Below are 14,619 nucleotides of genomic sequence, written 5' to 3'. Positions count from 1 at the left end.
CCATTCACGAAACTTCCATTCGTAATGTTTTCATCGGCAGTCCCGAATTCTTTCTTTTATAATACAAGCTGAAACGTTCATATACCGTGAAGATGGCCCCACCAAGCGCTCCCGCACAAATGAGACGTAATACAAAGTAAAGAAAGTCAAAGATGAAAAATGTATTCTGCTCCATCCATGCATTAGGAACATGAAAAAGAACATTCATGATCGACACGACTGCCATACATACTAGACCAAGAAACATCCAATAGCCTACTTTTAGTTGGGTGACGACTCTTTTTTGTTTTCTAGTCTGCCGAACCATAGGTGTTGTTTCATTTTCATCGCTAATTATATCAAAATAAATACCTAGCCATTTTAATTCTGTTCGGTCAACCTCACTAAAGGTAGTTGCCTTTAAATCAAGACGTTTTCGTTCTCCTAGGTCGTTCTCAATCACAAGGTCTTCCGTGTACTGCATTCGTTTTAACACGTACGACTTGCCTATTGTGAAGTGTTCTAGTTGTTTGATATTCTCTAGCTGCATGCATTGCGTCCTCCTGAAATCCAATCACTAACCTAACTGCTTTTCGTTTTACAAAGCTTATACTTAACTGCCAAATACACAATATAAATGAGATACATGACGTATCCTATAAGAAAACTAATCCCTACGTTTTTAAAAGCTAAGCCAACTGCATTAAACGTTATGAGACTCCATAGAAAAGGTAGGAGCTCTACTGTGATTGCTAACCCTGCTCCAAGAAGGGAGGGAGCTACGATAAATGTGAAGACAAAGGATTTAAATGTATCAGCCATATGATCTCCTTGTACAAATGAAGTGTTTCTTTGATACTATCACTAATTACTTAGTAAATTTCTAATATTATTCTAAAATTAGTATGAATGGTGTCTAAATACCTAAAATATTTCTTGGCCGTACCAATATAAAAAGACAAACCATTCATAGATTGAATGATTCGTCCACTTAATTTTCATCTAATTACATTACAACCCAGCCAACCTCGCCACAACCGGATTCACATAAAACAACTCATACCCCTCTGTGTTCGGGTGAGTACCGTCCTGGTTGATGGTATAGGCATGATTCATTTCTTCTAAATGCGTATTCAAGCCACCTTCTGTATACAGATCCACATAAGGAATACTCCATTTCCGGCAGATCTCCAGTGCTTTGTCTCCGAAAGACTTTTGTTTGTCAGCTTCTCTTGATTTCATGTTGTGCGGACGGACGTAAAGGACTTTGGCGCCGAGCCAGTTTGTTTTAAACTTTTTACAAATGGATTCGAATCCTCCACAGAATGTACTCTCATCAAACTCGGTGTCGTAGCCCTCTGTTACTTCACCCAAGGGAGCGTAGCGCGAACCAACGATGTCATTCGTCATGCCGTTAAAGACGATGTAATCGGCCTTAGCCCCTTCAGATAGAGCTTTTTCAATATGGATATGTAGATCATTTTCGAGGTGAGGGATGCTTGTAATGGTTGCGCCGCCTCTTGCATAATTGGTGTATGGGATAGAAAGTTTATCTGCGGCCATCGTAGCGAATGATTTTAAGTTATTTTCATTCCCATGTGCGATGCTGTCTCCGAAGATTAGGAGATGTTTTGATGAGTAGTCTTGAGTGGTTGATGTCATTGGTGTATCCCTCCAAGGTTTAGTTAAGCGTTTACATAATTTCTTTATATTCGCTATGGTTAGACAAAATCCTTCTTTATGTTTGGAGTTTACGGATTGGCAAAGAAGATGTATCTAAAAAAGAATATGGTCAGGATGAAGAAAAACAGAAAGAAGTTAATGCCTATGAAGATGAGCTTGTGTTTTTTGTTGATGAAGCTCAAGGATAGGGAAAGTATAAGCAGAGGTGTAAACACGATCGTAAACGTATTGGGTGTGTTCCATAAAACGATTGCGTAGATCAATGATAAAGTTGTTGTAATGATTGTCAGCAAATACATGATTCATTCCTCCTTATCCGTTACACTATTCTTACAGTGTAGTTTGAAGGGATAGAACGATTCAAGGTATTTTTGAAATCGCTTTCTTGAGAGGGAGGTTTAATTAATGAAGCCATATATGCATATCTCGACGGACGATATGATTACTGTGTTAGAGGATTTGGCTCGCTATGCTTCTTCTTACACAAGCATGTTTGATCAGCCGATTATGTCTTTCTTAAGAGATATGCATCTTCAATACGGCCTGGTGCACAGTGGATATGTGTTTTATGAGTCGGTAGATCAATCATTTGACCTTACTCAGGTTCCTGAGACGTTTGCGAGTGAGTTTCAGGTGAATGCTCATTGGCTGAGATGGGGTTTTCATGCGAACAATGTAAGGTCGCGCTATGAGTCTGCTACGTATGATCAGGCGAAGAATGACTACGCGCGAGTTCTCAGGGAGTTAACTCCGATCACGGGAGGAACAACTGCGATTGATCGGGTTGTGCGGACACATTTTTACGAGGGGAGTAAGGAGGCTGTTTCAGCTTTTAAGAATCACTCTACTTTGGGAGTGTCTGGGTTACTTACTTCTGAGGATGATCGTCTTAGTTATGATCTGAGTGCTGAGAAGTGTGATGAGTTGAAGCGTTATGGGCGTATGAGAGATGTGGAAAGGGGTCTTACGTTTCTTAGAACGGATCTGCGTCTGGAGCATGTCCAAGGTGTGGAGGGTCAGCTTAGAGAGTTCGCAGTTGCTGAGAGGGATCTAATTATTTTTACACATGAAAAATACCTATCTACTGAAGAGATGAAAGAAAAGATTAGACTGTGTTGTGAGTTTGCGGTAGGGAATGGCTATCGATTTGGCTTTCCGATGAATGAAATCGACTATTAAACGAAGGGAGACATGGTGATGAAAGTGGATCTTGTATTGTTTATGGGGCAGTCAAACATTGCGGGCAGAGGTGTTGCGGAGGATGCACCGCGTGTGGCAGAAGGGCATGGATTTGAATTTCGTGCAATTACGGACCCGACCAGGCTCTATCCCGTGACGGAGCCTTTCGGAGTGAATGAGAACAAGGACGATGGCATTACAGAGGAGACGAAGACGGGTTCATTGGTTTCGGCTTTTATAAATGAGTATTACTCGATTACAAAGGTTCCGATTGTGGCCGTATCTGCATCGAAGGGTGGAAGCTCCATTGATTAATGGCAGCCTGGTACGCGTTATTTGGATGATGCGATTATACGGGTACATACTGCCAAAGGAGTGGCTAGTGTCAAATGGCTATGAAGTAAGGCTTTTGTTCATGGTGTGGTGCCAAGGAGAGACGGATGCGTTTATGTCGGGGGATATCTACGTGCCGAAGCTGACCAACATGATTGAGGAGATGTGCGCAAGGGGTGGAGCGCTGTTATATGATCCGAATTGGAAACAAGGAGGGGACGGACCTCTATAAGTCGATGATTAAAATCCAGACAGAGTTTTGTAAGTCGTATCCCTATGCGACGCTGGTATCCACTCTCTATGCAGGCATGACCTCGGATAAGTTGAATTTAATGAAAGAGGACGGCATTCACTACACACAAGAAGGATATAACCGAGTTGGTGTAGAGGCGGGGCGGAATGTGGCCTTTCATGTGCAGAATCGCAAAGAGCCTTACTTGTATGATCCGGAGTATGAGGGGCTTTATTTTTCATATAAGAGTTGAGTAAAGACATTCGCTTTGAATGTCTTTTAATTGATATCTTTTGCAGGGTTTTTGCCTTTGAACCTAAAGAAGAACTTAAAAAAACCTACAAAAAATGCAGCAAGAGCTAACCAAGCTACGGCATTAGAGACAGGAATGAGATTCAAAAAACCTAGAATCGCGATAATGGGCATAACCGTCATACCAGTCAGAATGGTTTTGTAATGTGAATGATCTACCCTCTGTTTAAACGTTACCATAGGATATTTCCTCCTTCATGATGTATTAGTTCTTGAGTACCCGGTTGCTGACTGGTTAAACAGAATATGTTTTTGTTCCTGAAATATGGATATCGGAATTTTATAGAGGTGTTAAATGTTGAACATTCTTATATGCCGTTCTCGTAATATTTGTTACAATTTATGGTATAGATAGAGAAAGATGAGGGGGCGGCATTTGTCGTGAGGAAGTGGATAGGGATAGCTTGTGGATTGGTCCTTGTTAGTGTGTTAACGGCGTGTAGTGATTCAACGGAGAACCAAATTGTTGGAACGTGGCAGTTTGTGTTAAATGGTGAGAAAGAAGATTCATTTATAGAGATTGAGGAAGACCGTGTGCTTTTATGGGATGACATATCATTTGGCCCTGAAGTGGCAGCATACCGAATCTTTGATTTAGATAATGATCAATTCCTTTTAGAGATTGCAGAGAGTGGGGAAGACTTCGAGTTTGGTTTCGAAGGATTCTTTGATAGTAAGGACAGAATTGTTATGGGATTAAAGGAAGATACGGATGGGAAAGAGCGTTTAATTCGCATCGATAGCATCGAGGACGCGATCGCTGAATTAGAGAAAGAGTTGGAAAGGGAACTAGCGATCATTGCGAAAGAGGAAAAACAGTCACGAGACGTTCAAAGGACAAATGTAGAGCCGGATGCGGAAGAGGATGTGGTGAGTGAGATTGAGGAAAGGGTCGAGGAAGAAGAACCTACAGATTTAATAGATGAAGAAGAGATTGTAACGAGTGAGTGGCCAGAGCTTGCAGGTGATAGTGTGCAGGCAGAATACAGCCGATTAGCCATTGAATTAGAAAACAGGATGTATGAGGAAAATAATATCATATACAACGATGTCATTGCGACTGGATTTTACACTCCTTACTACGAGGAATGGGATGAATTATTAAATGAAATCTGGAGCGTGCTAAAAAATCAAATGCCCGAAGATGCGTTTGAAATATTAAAGGAAAGTCAGTTGGAGTGGATTAATCAGAAGGAAACTAATTTCGCTGAGATGCCAAGTGACGTAGCGGTTGAGCGGACGGAAGGCATGGATTACTTAACACATGAAACGATGTATCGTACATATTATTTAATTTACAATTATATGGATTATGCAGAGTGATAAGTGTCCTACTCGGCATCTTTTCACTAAATCAGGCCCTTGTGATTGGTGACGCTTGATGAAGGAAAGAGTCCGGATAGAAGTGGTACGGAGGAATATCGGATCATAGATACAGCGGACGACTCATTTACTCTCGAGATTGCACATCCAACAAATGAATCGTATCATCCAATCTTTGAAGGAATCTTTGATGATCAAGATAAAATGTTCATTGGTGCCGATAGTGATGGGGACCAAGGAAATGCACTCATTCGAGTGGAGAGTGTAGACGAGGCACGTGCTGAGTTGGAACAAGGATGATAAGAAGGTGGTTACGTTATGGCACACCAACAAAAAGAAACACCAGAAGAGAAAAGAGAACGCCTAAGATTTGAGGAACAAAAGCGTAATCCAGGTGGCAACTTCAGTGATGGGGTGAACCGAAACGATGGTGGAGGCCTTGCTGATCTAGGCTGGAAAGGTGTTTTGGGCTTACTTGTTTTACTCATTGGTGGCTATATTGCGTACCGCCTTTATGTCTTAGGATATTTTCCGTGGTGAAGAGCGATCTCAGAGTCTGAGATCGCTCTTTATTTTTATACAGAATCAGGTAATTAAGGAGATTGATGACGTTTGTAAGGGGGTATGGGGGAGAAAAGGCTTTTAAAAAGGGGTGTCTTATGAGAGAAAGATGGAGAGCGGGACTTGGTAGTATGTTCTTACTGAGCGTATTAACAGCCTGTGGTGTGGATCATGAAGAGCAGATTATCGGATCTTGGCAATCCGTCTCTGACGGAGAGAAACAGAATCGGTACTTAACCTTTAGGGACGATCAAACGGTTAGTCTTGTACAGAAAGTACCCGATTCGCAGGGGCAGGAAGACTATCAGATTAGAGATACGGACGATGGATTCGATTTAGAGATTGAAGTCTCAGGCGATGATAGTTCTTTTATGTTGGAGCTTTTAGATCCAACGGAAGGCGAATTTAATGGAGTGTTTGAAGCGTATTTTGAAGATGAGGATACAATCGTCATCGGATCAGAAGATGATGATAACAAGGACTCCCTCATTCGAATTGATCGCATAGATGAAGCGCACGGAGAGTGGATGCGAGACAACCAATAGTTGGGGGTGGCTAAGTTGGAACAAGAGGTGATAGAGAAAAGGAAGGATCGTTATTTGTTTGTGGAGGGTTGGTTGTGGTTTGGGATCGTTGTTGTGTATGTGGTCTATGCAATCATGTCTGCTATCAATCGTTGGGATGACTTTCATATAGATACAACCTATGCTGTAGTCTCGTATTTATTTCGAGGGTTATTTTCCATTGCACTCTTGATTAAAGTGGTGAAGATGAGAGCGTTTCAGAAGACGATTCGATTTTATGTTTATTTGGGATTGCTTGTTGTTACGTTGGTGGTTTTCTTTTTTCCTTTTCAGGTTTTTTATAATTAATCCTTCTAATTGACTAGTGATTCAATACACTTGGGAAGATGAGAATGTGCTCATATGAGTGGATAGCGTAGAAGAGGCACTTAAAGAGATGGGAATGAGGGGGAGAAAGAGAGAAAGAAGAACGCTCCGAGTGGATGCGTTCTTCTAAGTTATTCGTATTTAGGCTTTTCACCTAATAAAGTTCGAAGGTTATCAATCTCCGTCTCGTATTCAGAACGAGCATCCGCCCCATCTTCATCCTTTAGATAACTTAGAAAGATCAAAGCAACGAAAGTTTGATCAGCAATATCGGAATCCTTGCTATCTGAATTCTCTCCCTCTAACCCTTCTAAATCAGAAAAAATGTCTTCAAACACTTCGTCTGTGTTGCACGAACTACTATCCGCACATTTTTCCATTTGACTTACATGGTCTTTCCCCGCTTTGTAAGCTTCACTGGATACGCCTTCTGGTGCAGAAGAGCAGGCAAATAGAATAAACGCGGTGATTAGAAATAATGATGATACAAGTAGTTTTTTATACAAGTGGATCAGCCTTTCGAGTGTAAGTATAAGATAAAATTAATTGAAACTAGTTATAATTGCTCGAAAAAATCTAAAACTGCTTATGATTGATAGTTAAAGAATAATAGTATAAAAAATGAACATGGCTTAAAACGATAAGTAGGTGTTTAGTGAGAAAACTAAATACATTTGCGGGACCAGACCGTAAAGAGACAAAAAAATCTCAGTTAGATTAATAATTATTTCTTCTTATTTCTTCCCTAACGCCGTCAAGATCAGCATTCGATCGACTCGCCGTTCTTTCTAAATCGTTCATTCTATTATGGAGTGCGTTCATCGTATTCATTTGCTCTCTTTGCATATACATTTGCTCATTATGCATATCATATTGCCTTTTTAATGCAATACATTCCTCTAATGTTTTTGCTTGTAGTGATTCTAAATAATGTATGAATTCGGTTATTGTACTTTTAACATGATAGAACTCTGGTACAACGCCAAAAGTGAGTACTTTATCATGCTGTTGCTGAATTATTTGTAACGAATTAGATATTTTCCTTTTTCTTTCACGTGCTTGTGATGTCATAATTCCGAAAACGATAAAGGGTAATACAAAACTAAGCAAGCCGAATAAGTCTAATAATAGAGTCATTGGTAAAATACTAGTTAAGATAGTCCAAATTAATCCATGCGCAAATGGTACTATTATGAATGAAATTAAAATTCGTCTTAAAAGCTTATTCTTTTTTTCATAGGTTCCAATCTTTTCATACTCGTTATCTACTACAATAAGTTCATTTTCATAACTTCTTAATATATTTAGTAAGTCCATTCATAATTCCTTTCAGTGATTTTGAATCCTTAGGTCTGATCCTAAACTACTAGTATAGATATAAAATGAAATGAAGTCAAAACTGTGTAGAAGGTCCATTATTTTCTTTTAATTGGATTATTATAGTATAATTGTAGCTTGAGACTATTTTACTAGCCAGAGGAGAAGATCATGTTTAAATTCAGCAAACAATTTAACTATTCTTTATTATTCTTACTATGTATTGTGTTACTAGCAGCATGCTCGGGAGGCCAATCAAACGCCACTAAAAGCAACGCTCAAACAAAAGAAGAACCGGTGGAAGTTACTGAAGAACCTGTTGAAGATATAGAAGAGCCACAGGAAGAAGAGCCTATAGAGGAAGAGGTTGAGGCCGAATCTGATAAGACTGATGACTCAACAGCCACAACCGAACCTGCTAAGGATGCAGAGGAGATTGTTACTACTGAGAGTGAAAGCACGACAGCTGAGGCCAGCGAATCAAATGAGGCTGCTGAAGAGGTAGCTGAGGTGGAAGTAACTGATGCGGATTCAGCTGAGAATGTTACGGAGTCAACAGAACCTGAGGACGCAGGTACGATCCAAAGTGAGCCTGGTTATGAAAATTGGGTTGATGGAAAAGGGTTACCTTGGAAAGATTATTTTGGGTCAGATTTTGATGTAGACATTGACCCTGCGACGAAATTCGCCAATATCAACATTCAATCAGTATCTAGTCCATTTAAATACGCTCCTTTGAAGGGTGAAGGCGTGTGCTGGGCGGAATATTGTATGAGTGCAGATGAATTACCCGAGACGGCATTCTTTGCGGCTGATGGCTATATTTATGATATGGAATACGCTGGAACCTGGGAATATCATTTTGAACTTAATGATCCGTGGATGTTCTATGCTTGGAATTTTGAATAATTGAGATAGAGGAGAGGACTAGTTCAGATACTAGCCTCTTTTATTTTTAATTAGACTAGTCATAATCTTGATTAACTGATGAAAATGATAGCCACGAGGGCAAATGAAGTGTGTGAACTCCTAGTTAATAAAAGATGACACGTACGGAGCAGCCTATTAAAGCGAGCGTTAAAAGAATACTCATCGTTATGTATAAGATCTTCTCACTACCTTTGGAGGCTGTACTGTTTGTGCTATACAATAAAATTAAAATAAGATCGAGCGCTGCAATGACCACAAAATAAATAGGGTCATTAACGAAATATGTTCTGTCAGACATACCCACAAGATTCATTAAAAAGATCGGAAGGAATAACATAATGCTTAAAAGGATGCTTCCTCTAACTGCTCTTTGTTCGAGTGACTTATCTGTTTTAACTGGACCTTTATGATGTTTCATTTTAAGACCTCACTTACATAGGTTTATTATCTAAATCGTAATTAGAAGCTAGTATCGTGGCAAGTCGTCAGCTGAAAGGTTAATTGTCCACGCATTTGGAACAGTAAAGCGGATAAGATCTCCAGAATAGATAAATTCAGCTTGCCATTCACCGGTAATTTCCATACTCGCTTCATCACCAGTTGCATCTACAAGGGGCTCTAGCTCTGAAACCCATGATACTCCGCCATCCCCATATGACTGGGAGCTAATTTCAATCGGCTCTAATAACTCAGAATCGTCAACTGTTTCAAAAAGAACAGACCTTTTCAGTTCAAAATCAGCAATTGGTTCAGAGGTTGGCATATCTAATTCAATCCGATAAATTTGTCGATTTGACGTATGACTATGTTCAACTACACTAAATTCGTTAGTGCCTTCATACTTTTTAAATAACTCTATATAGTTTAGTAAACCTTCCACTTCATCTTGGTTTAACTCCGCAAAGCTAGCAGAATCAACATTATTTGTATCTTGTATAGTTAATTCAATTGAATAGTCTTGCTCAATATCTTCAATGCTTTTTTCTTGGCTACAACCCGCAATCAACAAAATGAAAAATGCAAAGAAGGAAAAACGTCTCATATAAATCACTCCCTATATATACTAATATATCCATACCCTTCCTTAGGCGGATGAATCAAGTTTTTTTAAAATCAATCATTAACAAATTATTGGTTCGTTTATCAATAAAAGGGTAGAGGGAGTGAAAGGAGGGGTTTGATGAAGCGAATCTGTGGGGTTTTACTATTTTCGATTATACTGATCGGTTGCAGCAGTGAGAAAAGTCTTGAGGAATTTGAAGAGGAGTATTCCGTAGATTTCTACACTGAAAGTCTTGAGGAAAGCATTGCAAATTTAGATGAAAATCAGATTGAAGGACTACTCGCTTATATTGAAGAGTATCAGGCAGAGGGCATATCTGATTTTGACCTTCTACATCACTCTGATGGGGAGGAGGGTGATTTTTTTAGCATTCTACTTAAAGAACCGGAGAGAGATATTCCTGATTATGAGCTATATCGAGTGATACGTTTTGATATTGAACCTTCAGATGATGAATTTGTACCCGCGCGAGTGACCTCTGGATTAAATGGAGGCGGTGGCGTTGAGTGGGTGGAATTACTTGAACCCACTGTACGACAGTCAGATGACCTCATATCAATTGATATAATTGGACAGTGGCAAGCAGAATTTATTTATCAAGGGGAAATGGTGATGTTTCACGCGGATGAAATCTGGACGGTTGAATTTACAGAAGAGGAGCTGCTGGCGATGGAGCCGGTTGAAAATTAGATAAATGAAACGATAGCTTTTCTGATACAATTTATAGTATATGATACATTGTCTTTTAGAATCTGGAGTGACGGGCTATCTTTTATACTATGATCTTTTTCAGTACATTTCTTTTATTCATAGGGTTCGTTGGATTACTGTGAATTCTACCCCATTGCGCTGCTTTTCTTATTTTGTTCAACTGTTATTTTAAGTTTAATGCTTCATAAACGCATGCAAGGGGCTGTTCTAAAAACAGTTTTTGGTACGACTCAATTCTTAATTATTTCATGCATGGCAGTCTTTTTAGTGATGCATTTGTTTGATACGTAAGTTAGATCGATTATGGATGGAGAGATCATACCTTTGGTTATTCGTAAATCAACATTTTACACACAAGCTGTGTCCCTTTTACTTGCTTATTTTCTATTGCTAGCTTTAGGCAGTCTGCTGCAGAAAGACTCTTTCGTACCGGTCACTTTTTACAGTGGTGGCCTCTCCATTCATTTTGTTGGAATGATCCTTTGTCTACTTCTATCCAACCTTTTCTATCTTCTTATTTCAAAAAGCCAATGAGTGGAGCATCAATTGCCTAGGGTATAGTTTCACGTGTAATATTGTGATCTTTTAAAGGATAGCGTGGGTGTGTGAGGGATGAAAAAGAGTTCACTAACTCGTTTTTTACCTGTTCAGTCTCCAATACTTGAGCAGACAAATGATGAACATTATCAATATAAAGAATATCAACCAAGCGTTGATTTAGCTAGTTATGTAGCGTGTTTTTGGACGGTTCAGTTTGATGGTCAATCGATTAAGCCACACCGAATTGTTCCAGATGGCTGCGTGGATCTTATTTTTGATTTGATTGATCCCACGAATTCTAATGCATTTCTAGCTGGTTTAATGACTGATTATGCTCTACTTTCCTTTCGTTCGCCAATCAAGTCTTTTGGCATTCGTTTTTATTCGGATTCAGTGTCACGCCTCATGAGGATTCCTGTTTCAGAATTAACTGGAAACGTGTCCATTCATAATCTGTGGGGGAGCGGTTCTCAAGAAATGATTGATGTAATGGCTGAGGCGAGTAATGTACAAGATCAGATACATTATACGGAAGGGAAACTCAGAGGACGGATCGATGGGTTGGGCTATCGGCCTGAGAGTTTATTTGAAACGAGCATGTATCATCTCTTTTCCCATCAAGGGGTCATTTCAACAAAAGAGCTGGCAGCTATCGAACATTATAGTGAGCGAACCATTCGTCGTGCGTTTAAGGATGAATTGGGGATTAGCCCAAAAGAAATGATTGAGCTGGTGCGATTTCAATATTTGTTGCAGGAGTTTAATCAAGGTGGCGCTCAAATGATGAACATCGCCGGAAAGTATGGGTTTTATGATCAATCCCATTTCTCTAATCAATTCAAACGCTATTACGGACTAGCGCCGAGCCGCATTTTAGAAAATCGAAACTCAATCTAACGTTGTCCGTTTTTTCCAAGCCATTCGTTATCGGGTCGTGCATACTAAGATTAACGATGGAAAGGGAGATGGTTGATGATGTTGAAGCTTGATATTGTGGGGATTGTTGTTAAAGAGATGAAAGCAGCGCTGGACTTTTACCGAGTCCTTGGCTTTGAGATTCCAGAAAGTGAAAACGAAGCATTACACGTAGAGATTGATCAGGGGGGTGTGCGCCTCGCTTTTGATCAACTCAGTATGGCGATGGAGATCTTTGGAATCTGGGATGAGCCCACAGGACACCGAATTGAGCTTGCCTTCTTGTGTGAAAGTAACGAATCCTTAAATGCACTTTATAAAAAAGTCATTGATCACGGGTATGTGGGTCACAGTGAACCGTGGGATGCCTTCTGGGGTCAACGATATGCAATAGTGACCGATCCAGATGGGAATTTGATTAGTCTTTTTGTTTAATAGGGTAGGGCGAATAGGAATGAGTAGGCTTGGATTAGAGGATCCGGGCTTTTTTTTGTGTTGAGCGGAGTTGCTCGGATTGAAGTGAAGGCGGGGGGAGCAAGAGGAAATGGGAGGATACATCGGGGTAGAGGGGAAATACATCGAGGAAAAGGTAAATACATCTGTTCAGCGGAAAAGACATCATGAACCCAACCCAAAAGTCGCGCATAATCAATGAAACTCGCGCACGTCCAGACAAAAATCCCCCCACCAACAACGGTAGGAGGACCATCCCAACTTCTTTCTACAATCTACACCTTAAACCTCGAAATCTCATCTCTCAAATCCCCAGCCAAGTCGGCCAGTCCTTGTGCAGACGAGGCGACTTCTTCCATAGCAGCGAGCTGCTCCTCTGTGCTTGCGGCGGCGTCTTCGGTGCCGGCGAGCGTGGTTTCGGAGGCTTGGTTCATTTGAGTGATGTGACTTTTCAGCTGTGTGGTTTGTTTGGAAATGTCTTCGGCTGAGGCGAAGACGGTTTGGATCTGGTTTGTGACTTTATCGATGGAGGTGGAGATGGCTTCAAAGGATCGGTCTACGCCTTTGATCATCTGTGTGCCTTTTTCGACTTCGCTTGTGCCTTTTTGCATATCGGTAGCGGCTGATTTGGCTTGTTGCTGGATGCCTTTGATCATCGCTTCGATCTTAGTGACCGATTCTTTTGATTGCTCGGCAAGGCTGCGGACTTCTCCGGCTACAACAGCAAAGCCTTTGCCACTTTCGCCGGCTCTAGCGGCCTCGATGGCTGCGTTTAACGATAATAGGTTGGTTTGATCAGATATAGATGTAATTAATTCTAGGATCGTGCTAATTTCCGTTACTTGTGCGTCGAGCTGATTCATCGTCTTAGATGACGATGCCACCGTACGATTAATGGACTCGATTTGTTGAATCGCTTGTGCGACCGAATCTCGGCCTTCTTTTGAGCGATTGCCCATTTCTTGGGAATCCGCTTTCATTGATTGAGTCGCTTGCGTAATATGCTGTGCTTTTTGCTCCATCAGTGTGGATGCCTGCATACTTTCACTAGATAAAGTGACGCTCGTATCAGCTGTATGTGTTAAGGATTGTACGGTATCCGCGATCTGATTCGTCGCCGCAGATGTTTCTTCGGAGCTAGCTGAAAGCTCTTCTGATGTAGCTGCTACATTTTCTGCTACATTTCTCGTTTGTCCGATGAGTTGTTGGAGTGAGGCTTTCATTTCGTTAAATGAAGAACCGAGTAGAGAGAGCTCATCTTTTGTTTGGATCTGAACTGGCGGACTGGAAAGGTCGGCGTTTGCAATGAGATCTGCTTCGCTCACCAACTGTTTCAAAGGTCTGGTGATGGATTGGGCAAGCCATAGAATTAATCCAACCATAATGAGAGCTGTCACACTCACAATTGTGATGACTAATGTTTGCATGGTTTGCAGTTCGGCTTTGTTGATATCAAAGCTCTCTTCCATACTCTCGCGGCGATTTTCTGCTAGCTCTTGAAAGTTACTTGTGATATCCCGTGCAATCATTGTTGTTGAATTGCGCATGATTTCACTGGCAGCTTCCACGTCACCTGCTTGGTATACAGGAAGAACTTCATTTTCAATAATATCAAGCCATTGATCTGATTTCTCAATGGTCGAAAGTAACTGTTCATTTGAAGATAAGGCAACTAGTTGTTCTTTGGTCTCAACAATTCGTTCATTCACTGCATCAAATCGATCTAAAAAATCGGCCTCCCCAAACATAAAATACCCTCTAATTAACGCTAAGCGATCATTCATGCTGCTTGCCATTTGCTCTTGAAGCACCACAAGTTCAAAGTCAATGTCCTGCATTGTCTCCATTCGATCATTTGTCTGAATAAGAGCGATGACTAAGTATACAGATAACCCCGCAAACAAAAGGAGTACTGCTCCAAACACACTAAATAACTTCCCTCTAATTGTTCTCAACCACCTATCACTCTCTCTTTCTCTCTTTTTCTTATTCGAAAATTCGAATTATGGTATATATCGGCTTAAAACGGAATAGATTAATTTGGTTCTAAATTTTGATTAGAAGGTCCCGATTTCGAGGATTATCTGATCAAAATTCGTTCTTTTTTTATGAATTTCTTGGATGGGTATAAAGCAACAGTCTTTAGTACCTGTTTAGAAGGATCTGTAAATTGCGGAGGAAATGTGGTGATGATAAGC

22 protein-coding genes are annotated in these 14,619 nt (G+C 40.5%); 13 read left to right on the top strand and 9 right to left on the bottom strand.

Annotated elements, in window-relative coordinates:
• Positions 1-4: 4 nt before the first annotated feature.
• From ACQKKO_RS01695 to ACQKKO_RS01685, 3 genes are all read right to left on the bottom strand, one after another.
• Positions 5-529, bottom strand: coding sequence for a hypothetical protein (locus ACQKKO_RS01695; RefSeq protein WP_498643692.1), 525 nt, complete (start codon positions 527-529; stop codon positions 5-7).
• Between the two features lie 32 nt (positions 530-561).
• A complete protein-coding gene (locus tag ACQKKO_RS01690) occupies positions 562-801 on the bottom strand; it encodes a hypothetical protein (protein WP_498643690.1) in 240 nt (79 codons plus the stop codon).
• 189 nt (positions 802-990) lie between these two features.
• Positions 991-1,641: an SGNH/GDSL hydrolase family protein gene (locus ACQKKO_RS01685; RefSeq protein ID WP_498643688.1), complete on the bottom strand. Its 651-nt coding sequence runs from the start codon at positions 1,639-1,641 to the stop codon at positions 991-993.
• A gap of 426 nt (positions 1,642-2,067) precedes the next feature.
• Between ACQKKO_RS01685 and ACQKKO_RS01680 the strand changes: the two genes are divergently transcribed.
• Genes ACQKKO_RS01680 through ACQKKO_RS01665 form a run of 4 tightly spaced genes read left to right on the top strand, consistent with a single transcriptional unit; the run spans position 2,068 to position 3,659 of the window.
• On the top strand, positions 2,068-2,841 hold the full coding sequence (locus ACQKKO_RS01680) for a hypothetical protein (protein WP_498643686.1): 774 nt from the start codon (positions 2,068-2,070) through the stop codon (positions 2,839-2,841).
• A gap of 18 nt (positions 2,842-2,859) precedes the next feature.
• Positions 2,860-3,156 carry a hypothetical protein gene (locus ACQKKO_RS01675; protein ID WP_498643684.1) on the top strand — a complete coding sequence of 99 codons (297 nt, stop codon included), beginning with the start codon at positions 2,860-2,862 and terminating at the stop codon, positions 3,154-3,156.
• Complete coding sequence (locus ACQKKO_RS01670) at positions 3,149-3,406, top strand: hypothetical protein (protein ID WP_498643682.1); 258 nt, start codon at positions 3,149-3,151, stop codon at positions 3,404-3,406. The genes ACQKKO_RS01675 and ACQKKO_RS01670 overlap by 8 nt, the downstream gene beginning before the upstream one ends.
• Positions 3,366-3,659 carry a hypothetical protein gene (locus ACQKKO_RS01665; RefSeq protein ID WP_498643680.1) on the top strand — a complete coding sequence of 98 codons (294 nt, stop codon included), beginning with the start codon at positions 3,366-3,368 and terminating at the stop codon, positions 3,657-3,659. Before ACQKKO_RS01670 ends, ACQKKO_RS01665 begins: the two co-directional genes overlap by 41 nt.
• A 26-nt stretch (positions 3,660-3,685) precedes the next feature.
• Here ACQKKO_RS01665 and ACQKKO_RS01660 read toward each other — a convergent pair whose 3' ends face one another.
• Positions 3,686-3,898, bottom strand: a complete 213-nt coding sequence (locus ACQKKO_RS01660; RefSeq protein WP_498643678.1) for a hypothetical protein — start codon at positions 3,896-3,898, stop codon at positions 3,686-3,688.
• A gap of 201 nt (positions 3,899-4,099) precedes the next feature.
• Between ACQKKO_RS01660 and ACQKKO_RS01655 the strand changes: the two genes are divergently transcribed.
• From ACQKKO_RS01655 to ACQKKO_RS01635, 5 genes are all read left to right on the top strand, one after another.
• Positions 4,100-5,041: a lysozyme inhibitor LprI family protein gene (locus tag ACQKKO_RS01655; RefSeq protein WP_498643676.1), complete on the top strand. Its 942-nt coding sequence runs from the start codon at positions 4,100-4,102 to the stop codon at positions 5,039-5,041.
• A 45-nt stretch (positions 5,042-5,086) separates the two neighbouring features.
• The gene (locus ACQKKO_RS01650; RefSeq protein WP_498643674.1) at positions 5,087-5,341 is read left to right on the top strand and encodes a hypothetical protein; all 255 of its coding nucleotides are present in this window, start codon (positions 5,087-5,089) and stop codon (positions 5,339-5,341) included.
• An 18-nt stretch (positions 5,342-5,359) separates the two neighbouring features.
• Positions 5,360-5,581, top strand: a complete 222-nt coding sequence (locus ACQKKO_RS01645) for a DUF6366 family protein (RefSeq protein WP_498643672.1) — start codon at positions 5,360-5,362, stop codon at positions 5,579-5,581.
• A 119-nt stretch (positions 5,582-5,700) separates the two neighbouring features.
• A complete protein-coding gene (locus ACQKKO_RS01640; protein ID WP_498643670.1) occupies positions 5,701-6,147 on the top strand; it encodes a hypothetical protein in 447 nt (148 codons plus the stop codon).
• A gap of 15 nt (positions 6,148-6,162) precedes the next feature.
• A complete protein-coding gene (locus ACQKKO_RS01635) occupies positions 6,163-6,474 on the top strand; it encodes a hypothetical protein (protein ID WP_498643668.1) in 312 nt (103 codons plus the stop codon).
• A 149-nt stretch (positions 6,475-6,623) separates the two neighbouring features.
• Here the strand turns inward: ACQKKO_RS01635 and ACQKKO_RS01630 are convergent, their stop codons facing one another.
• Together ACQKKO_RS01630 and ACQKKO_RS01625 are read right to left on the bottom strand one after the other, a co-directional pair.
• Positions 6,624-6,998, bottom strand: coding sequence for a hypothetical protein (locus tag ACQKKO_RS01630; RefSeq protein WP_498643666.1), 375 nt, complete (start codon positions 6,996-6,998; stop codon positions 6,624-6,626).
• Positions 6,999-7,209: 211 nt separating this feature from the next.
• Complete coding sequence (locus tag ACQKKO_RS01625; RefSeq protein ID WP_498643664.1) at positions 7,210-7,809, bottom strand: hypothetical protein; 600 nt, start codon at positions 7,807-7,809, stop codon at positions 7,210-7,212.
• A 171-nt stretch (positions 7,810-7,980) separates the two neighbouring features.
• Here ACQKKO_RS01625 and ACQKKO_RS01620 point away from each other — a divergent pair, with 171 nt between their 5' ends.
• Positions 7,981-8,718: a hypothetical protein gene (locus ACQKKO_RS01620; protein WP_498643662.1), complete on the top strand. Its 738-nt coding sequence runs from the start codon at positions 7,981-7,983 to the stop codon at positions 8,716-8,718.
• 124 nt (positions 8,719-8,842) lie between these two features.
• Here the strand turns inward: ACQKKO_RS01620 and ACQKKO_RS01615 are convergent, their stop codons facing one another.
• Positions 8,843-9,157, bottom strand: coding sequence for a hypothetical protein (locus ACQKKO_RS01615; protein WP_498643661.1), 315 nt, complete (start codon positions 9,155-9,157; stop codon positions 8,843-8,845).
• 48 nt (positions 9,158-9,205) lie between these two features.
• A complete protein-coding gene (locus ACQKKO_RS01610; protein WP_498643659.1) occupies positions 9,206-9,781 on the bottom strand; it encodes a hypothetical protein in 576 nt (191 codons plus the stop codon).
• 138 nt (positions 9,782-9,919) lie between these two features.
• On the opposite strand from ACQKKO_RS01610, the gene ACQKKO_RS01605 reads away from it, so the two are divergent.
• The 3 genes from ACQKKO_RS01605 (at position 9,920) to ACQKKO_RS01595 (ending at position 12,403) form a co-directional block, all read left to right on the top strand.
• Positions 9,920-10,492, top strand: a complete 573-nt coding sequence (locus ACQKKO_RS01605) for a hypothetical protein (protein WP_498643657.1) — start codon at positions 9,920-9,922, stop codon at positions 10,490-10,492.
• A 633-nt stretch (positions 10,493-11,125) separates the two neighbouring features.
• Positions 11,126-11,950 carry an AraC family transcriptional regulator gene (locus tag ACQKKO_RS01600; RefSeq protein ID WP_498643655.1) on the top strand — a complete coding sequence of 275 codons (825 nt, stop codon included), beginning with the start codon at positions 11,126-11,128 and terminating at the stop codon, positions 11,948-11,950.
• Between the two features lie 75 nt (positions 11,951-12,025).
• Complete coding sequence (locus ACQKKO_RS01595) at positions 12,026-12,403, top strand: VOC family protein (RefSeq protein WP_498643653.1); 378 nt, start codon at positions 12,026-12,028, stop codon at positions 12,401-12,403.
• Positions 12,404-12,696: 293 nt separating this feature from the next.
• On the opposite strand, the gene ACQKKO_RS01590 is transcribed toward ACQKKO_RS01595, so the two are convergent.
• Positions 12,697-14,376 (bottom strand): methyl-accepting chemotaxis protein, encoded by a 1,680-nt coding sequence (locus ACQKKO_RS01590; protein ID WP_498643651.1) that lies wholly within the window; start codon positions 14,374-14,376, stop codon positions 12,697-12,699.
• Positions 14,377-14,619: the final 243 nt, after the last annotated feature.

It is taken from the genome of Alkalihalobacillus sp. NPDC127517, from assembly GCF_050276055.1.
In the GTDB taxonomy this organism is placed as follows: Bacteria; Bacillota; Bacilli; order Bacillales; family Bacillaceae_D; genus Alkalicoccobacillus.
This window is presented reverse-complemented; position numbering and strand designations above follow the sequence as displayed.

Excerpts from the sequence above, each read along its gene's own strand:
- ACQKKO_RS01695 (WP_498643692.1), bottom strand. The coding sequence starts at position 529 with ATGCAGCTAGAGAATATCAAACAACTAGAACACTTCACAATAGGCAAG.
- ACQKKO_RS01690 (WP_498643690.1), bottom strand. The coding sequence starts at position 801 with ATGGCTGATACATTTAAATCCTTTGTCTTCACATTTATCGTAGCTCCC.
- ACQKKO_RS01685 (WP_498643688.1), bottom strand. The coding sequence starts at position 1,641 with ATGACATCAACCACTCAAGACTACTCATCAAAACATCTCCTAATCTTC.
- ACQKKO_RS01680 (WP_498643686.1), top strand. The coding sequence starts at position 2,068 with ATGAAGCCATATATGCATATCTCGACGGACGATATGATTACTGTGTTA.
- ACQKKO_RS01675 (WP_498643684.1), top strand. The coding sequence starts at position 2,860 with ATGAAAGTGGATCTTGTATTGTTTATGGGGCAGTCAAACATTGCGGGC.
- ACQKKO_RS01665 (WP_498643680.1), top strand. The coding sequence starts at position 3,366 with ATGATCCGAATTGGAAACAAGGAGGGGACGGACCTCTATAAGTCGATG.
- ACQKKO_RS01660 (WP_498643678.1), bottom strand. The coding sequence starts at position 3,898 with ATGGTAACGTTTAAACAGAGGGTAGATCATTCACATTACAAAACCATT.
- ACQKKO_RS01645 (WP_498643672.1), top strand. The coding sequence starts at position 5,360 with ATGGCACACCAACAAAAAGAAACACCAGAAGAGAAAAGAGAACGCCTA.
- ACQKKO_RS01640 (WP_498643670.1), top strand. The coding sequence starts at position 5,701 with ATGAGAGAAAGATGGAGAGCGGGACTTGGTAGTATGTTCTTACTGAGC.
- ACQKKO_RS01625 (WP_498643664.1), bottom strand. The coding sequence starts at position 7,809 with ATGGACTTACTAAATATATTAAGAAGTTATGAAAATGAACTTATTGTA.
- ACQKKO_RS01620 (WP_498643662.1), top strand. The coding sequence starts at position 7,981 with ATGTTTAAATTCAGCAAACAATTTAACTATTCTTTATTATTCTTACTA.
- ACQKKO_RS01615 (WP_498643661.1), bottom strand. The coding sequence starts at position 9,157 with ATGAAACATCATAAAGGTCCAGTTAAAACAGATAAGTCACTCGAACAA.
- ACQKKO_RS01610 (WP_498643659.1), bottom strand. The coding sequence starts at position 9,781 with ATGAGACGTTTTTCCTTCTTTGCATTTTTCATTTTGTTGATTGCGGGT.
- ACQKKO_RS01605 (WP_498643657.1), top strand. The coding sequence starts at position 9,920 with ATGAAGCGAATCTGTGGGGTTTTACTATTTTCGATTATACTGATCGGT.
- ACQKKO_RS01600 (WP_498643655.1), top strand. The coding sequence starts at position 11,126 with ATGAAAAAGAGTTCACTAACTCGTTTTTTACCTGTTCAGTCTCCAATA.
- ACQKKO_RS01595 (WP_498643653.1), top strand. The coding sequence starts at position 12,026 with ATGATGTTGAAGCTTGATATTGTGGGGATTGTTGTTAAAGAGATGAAA.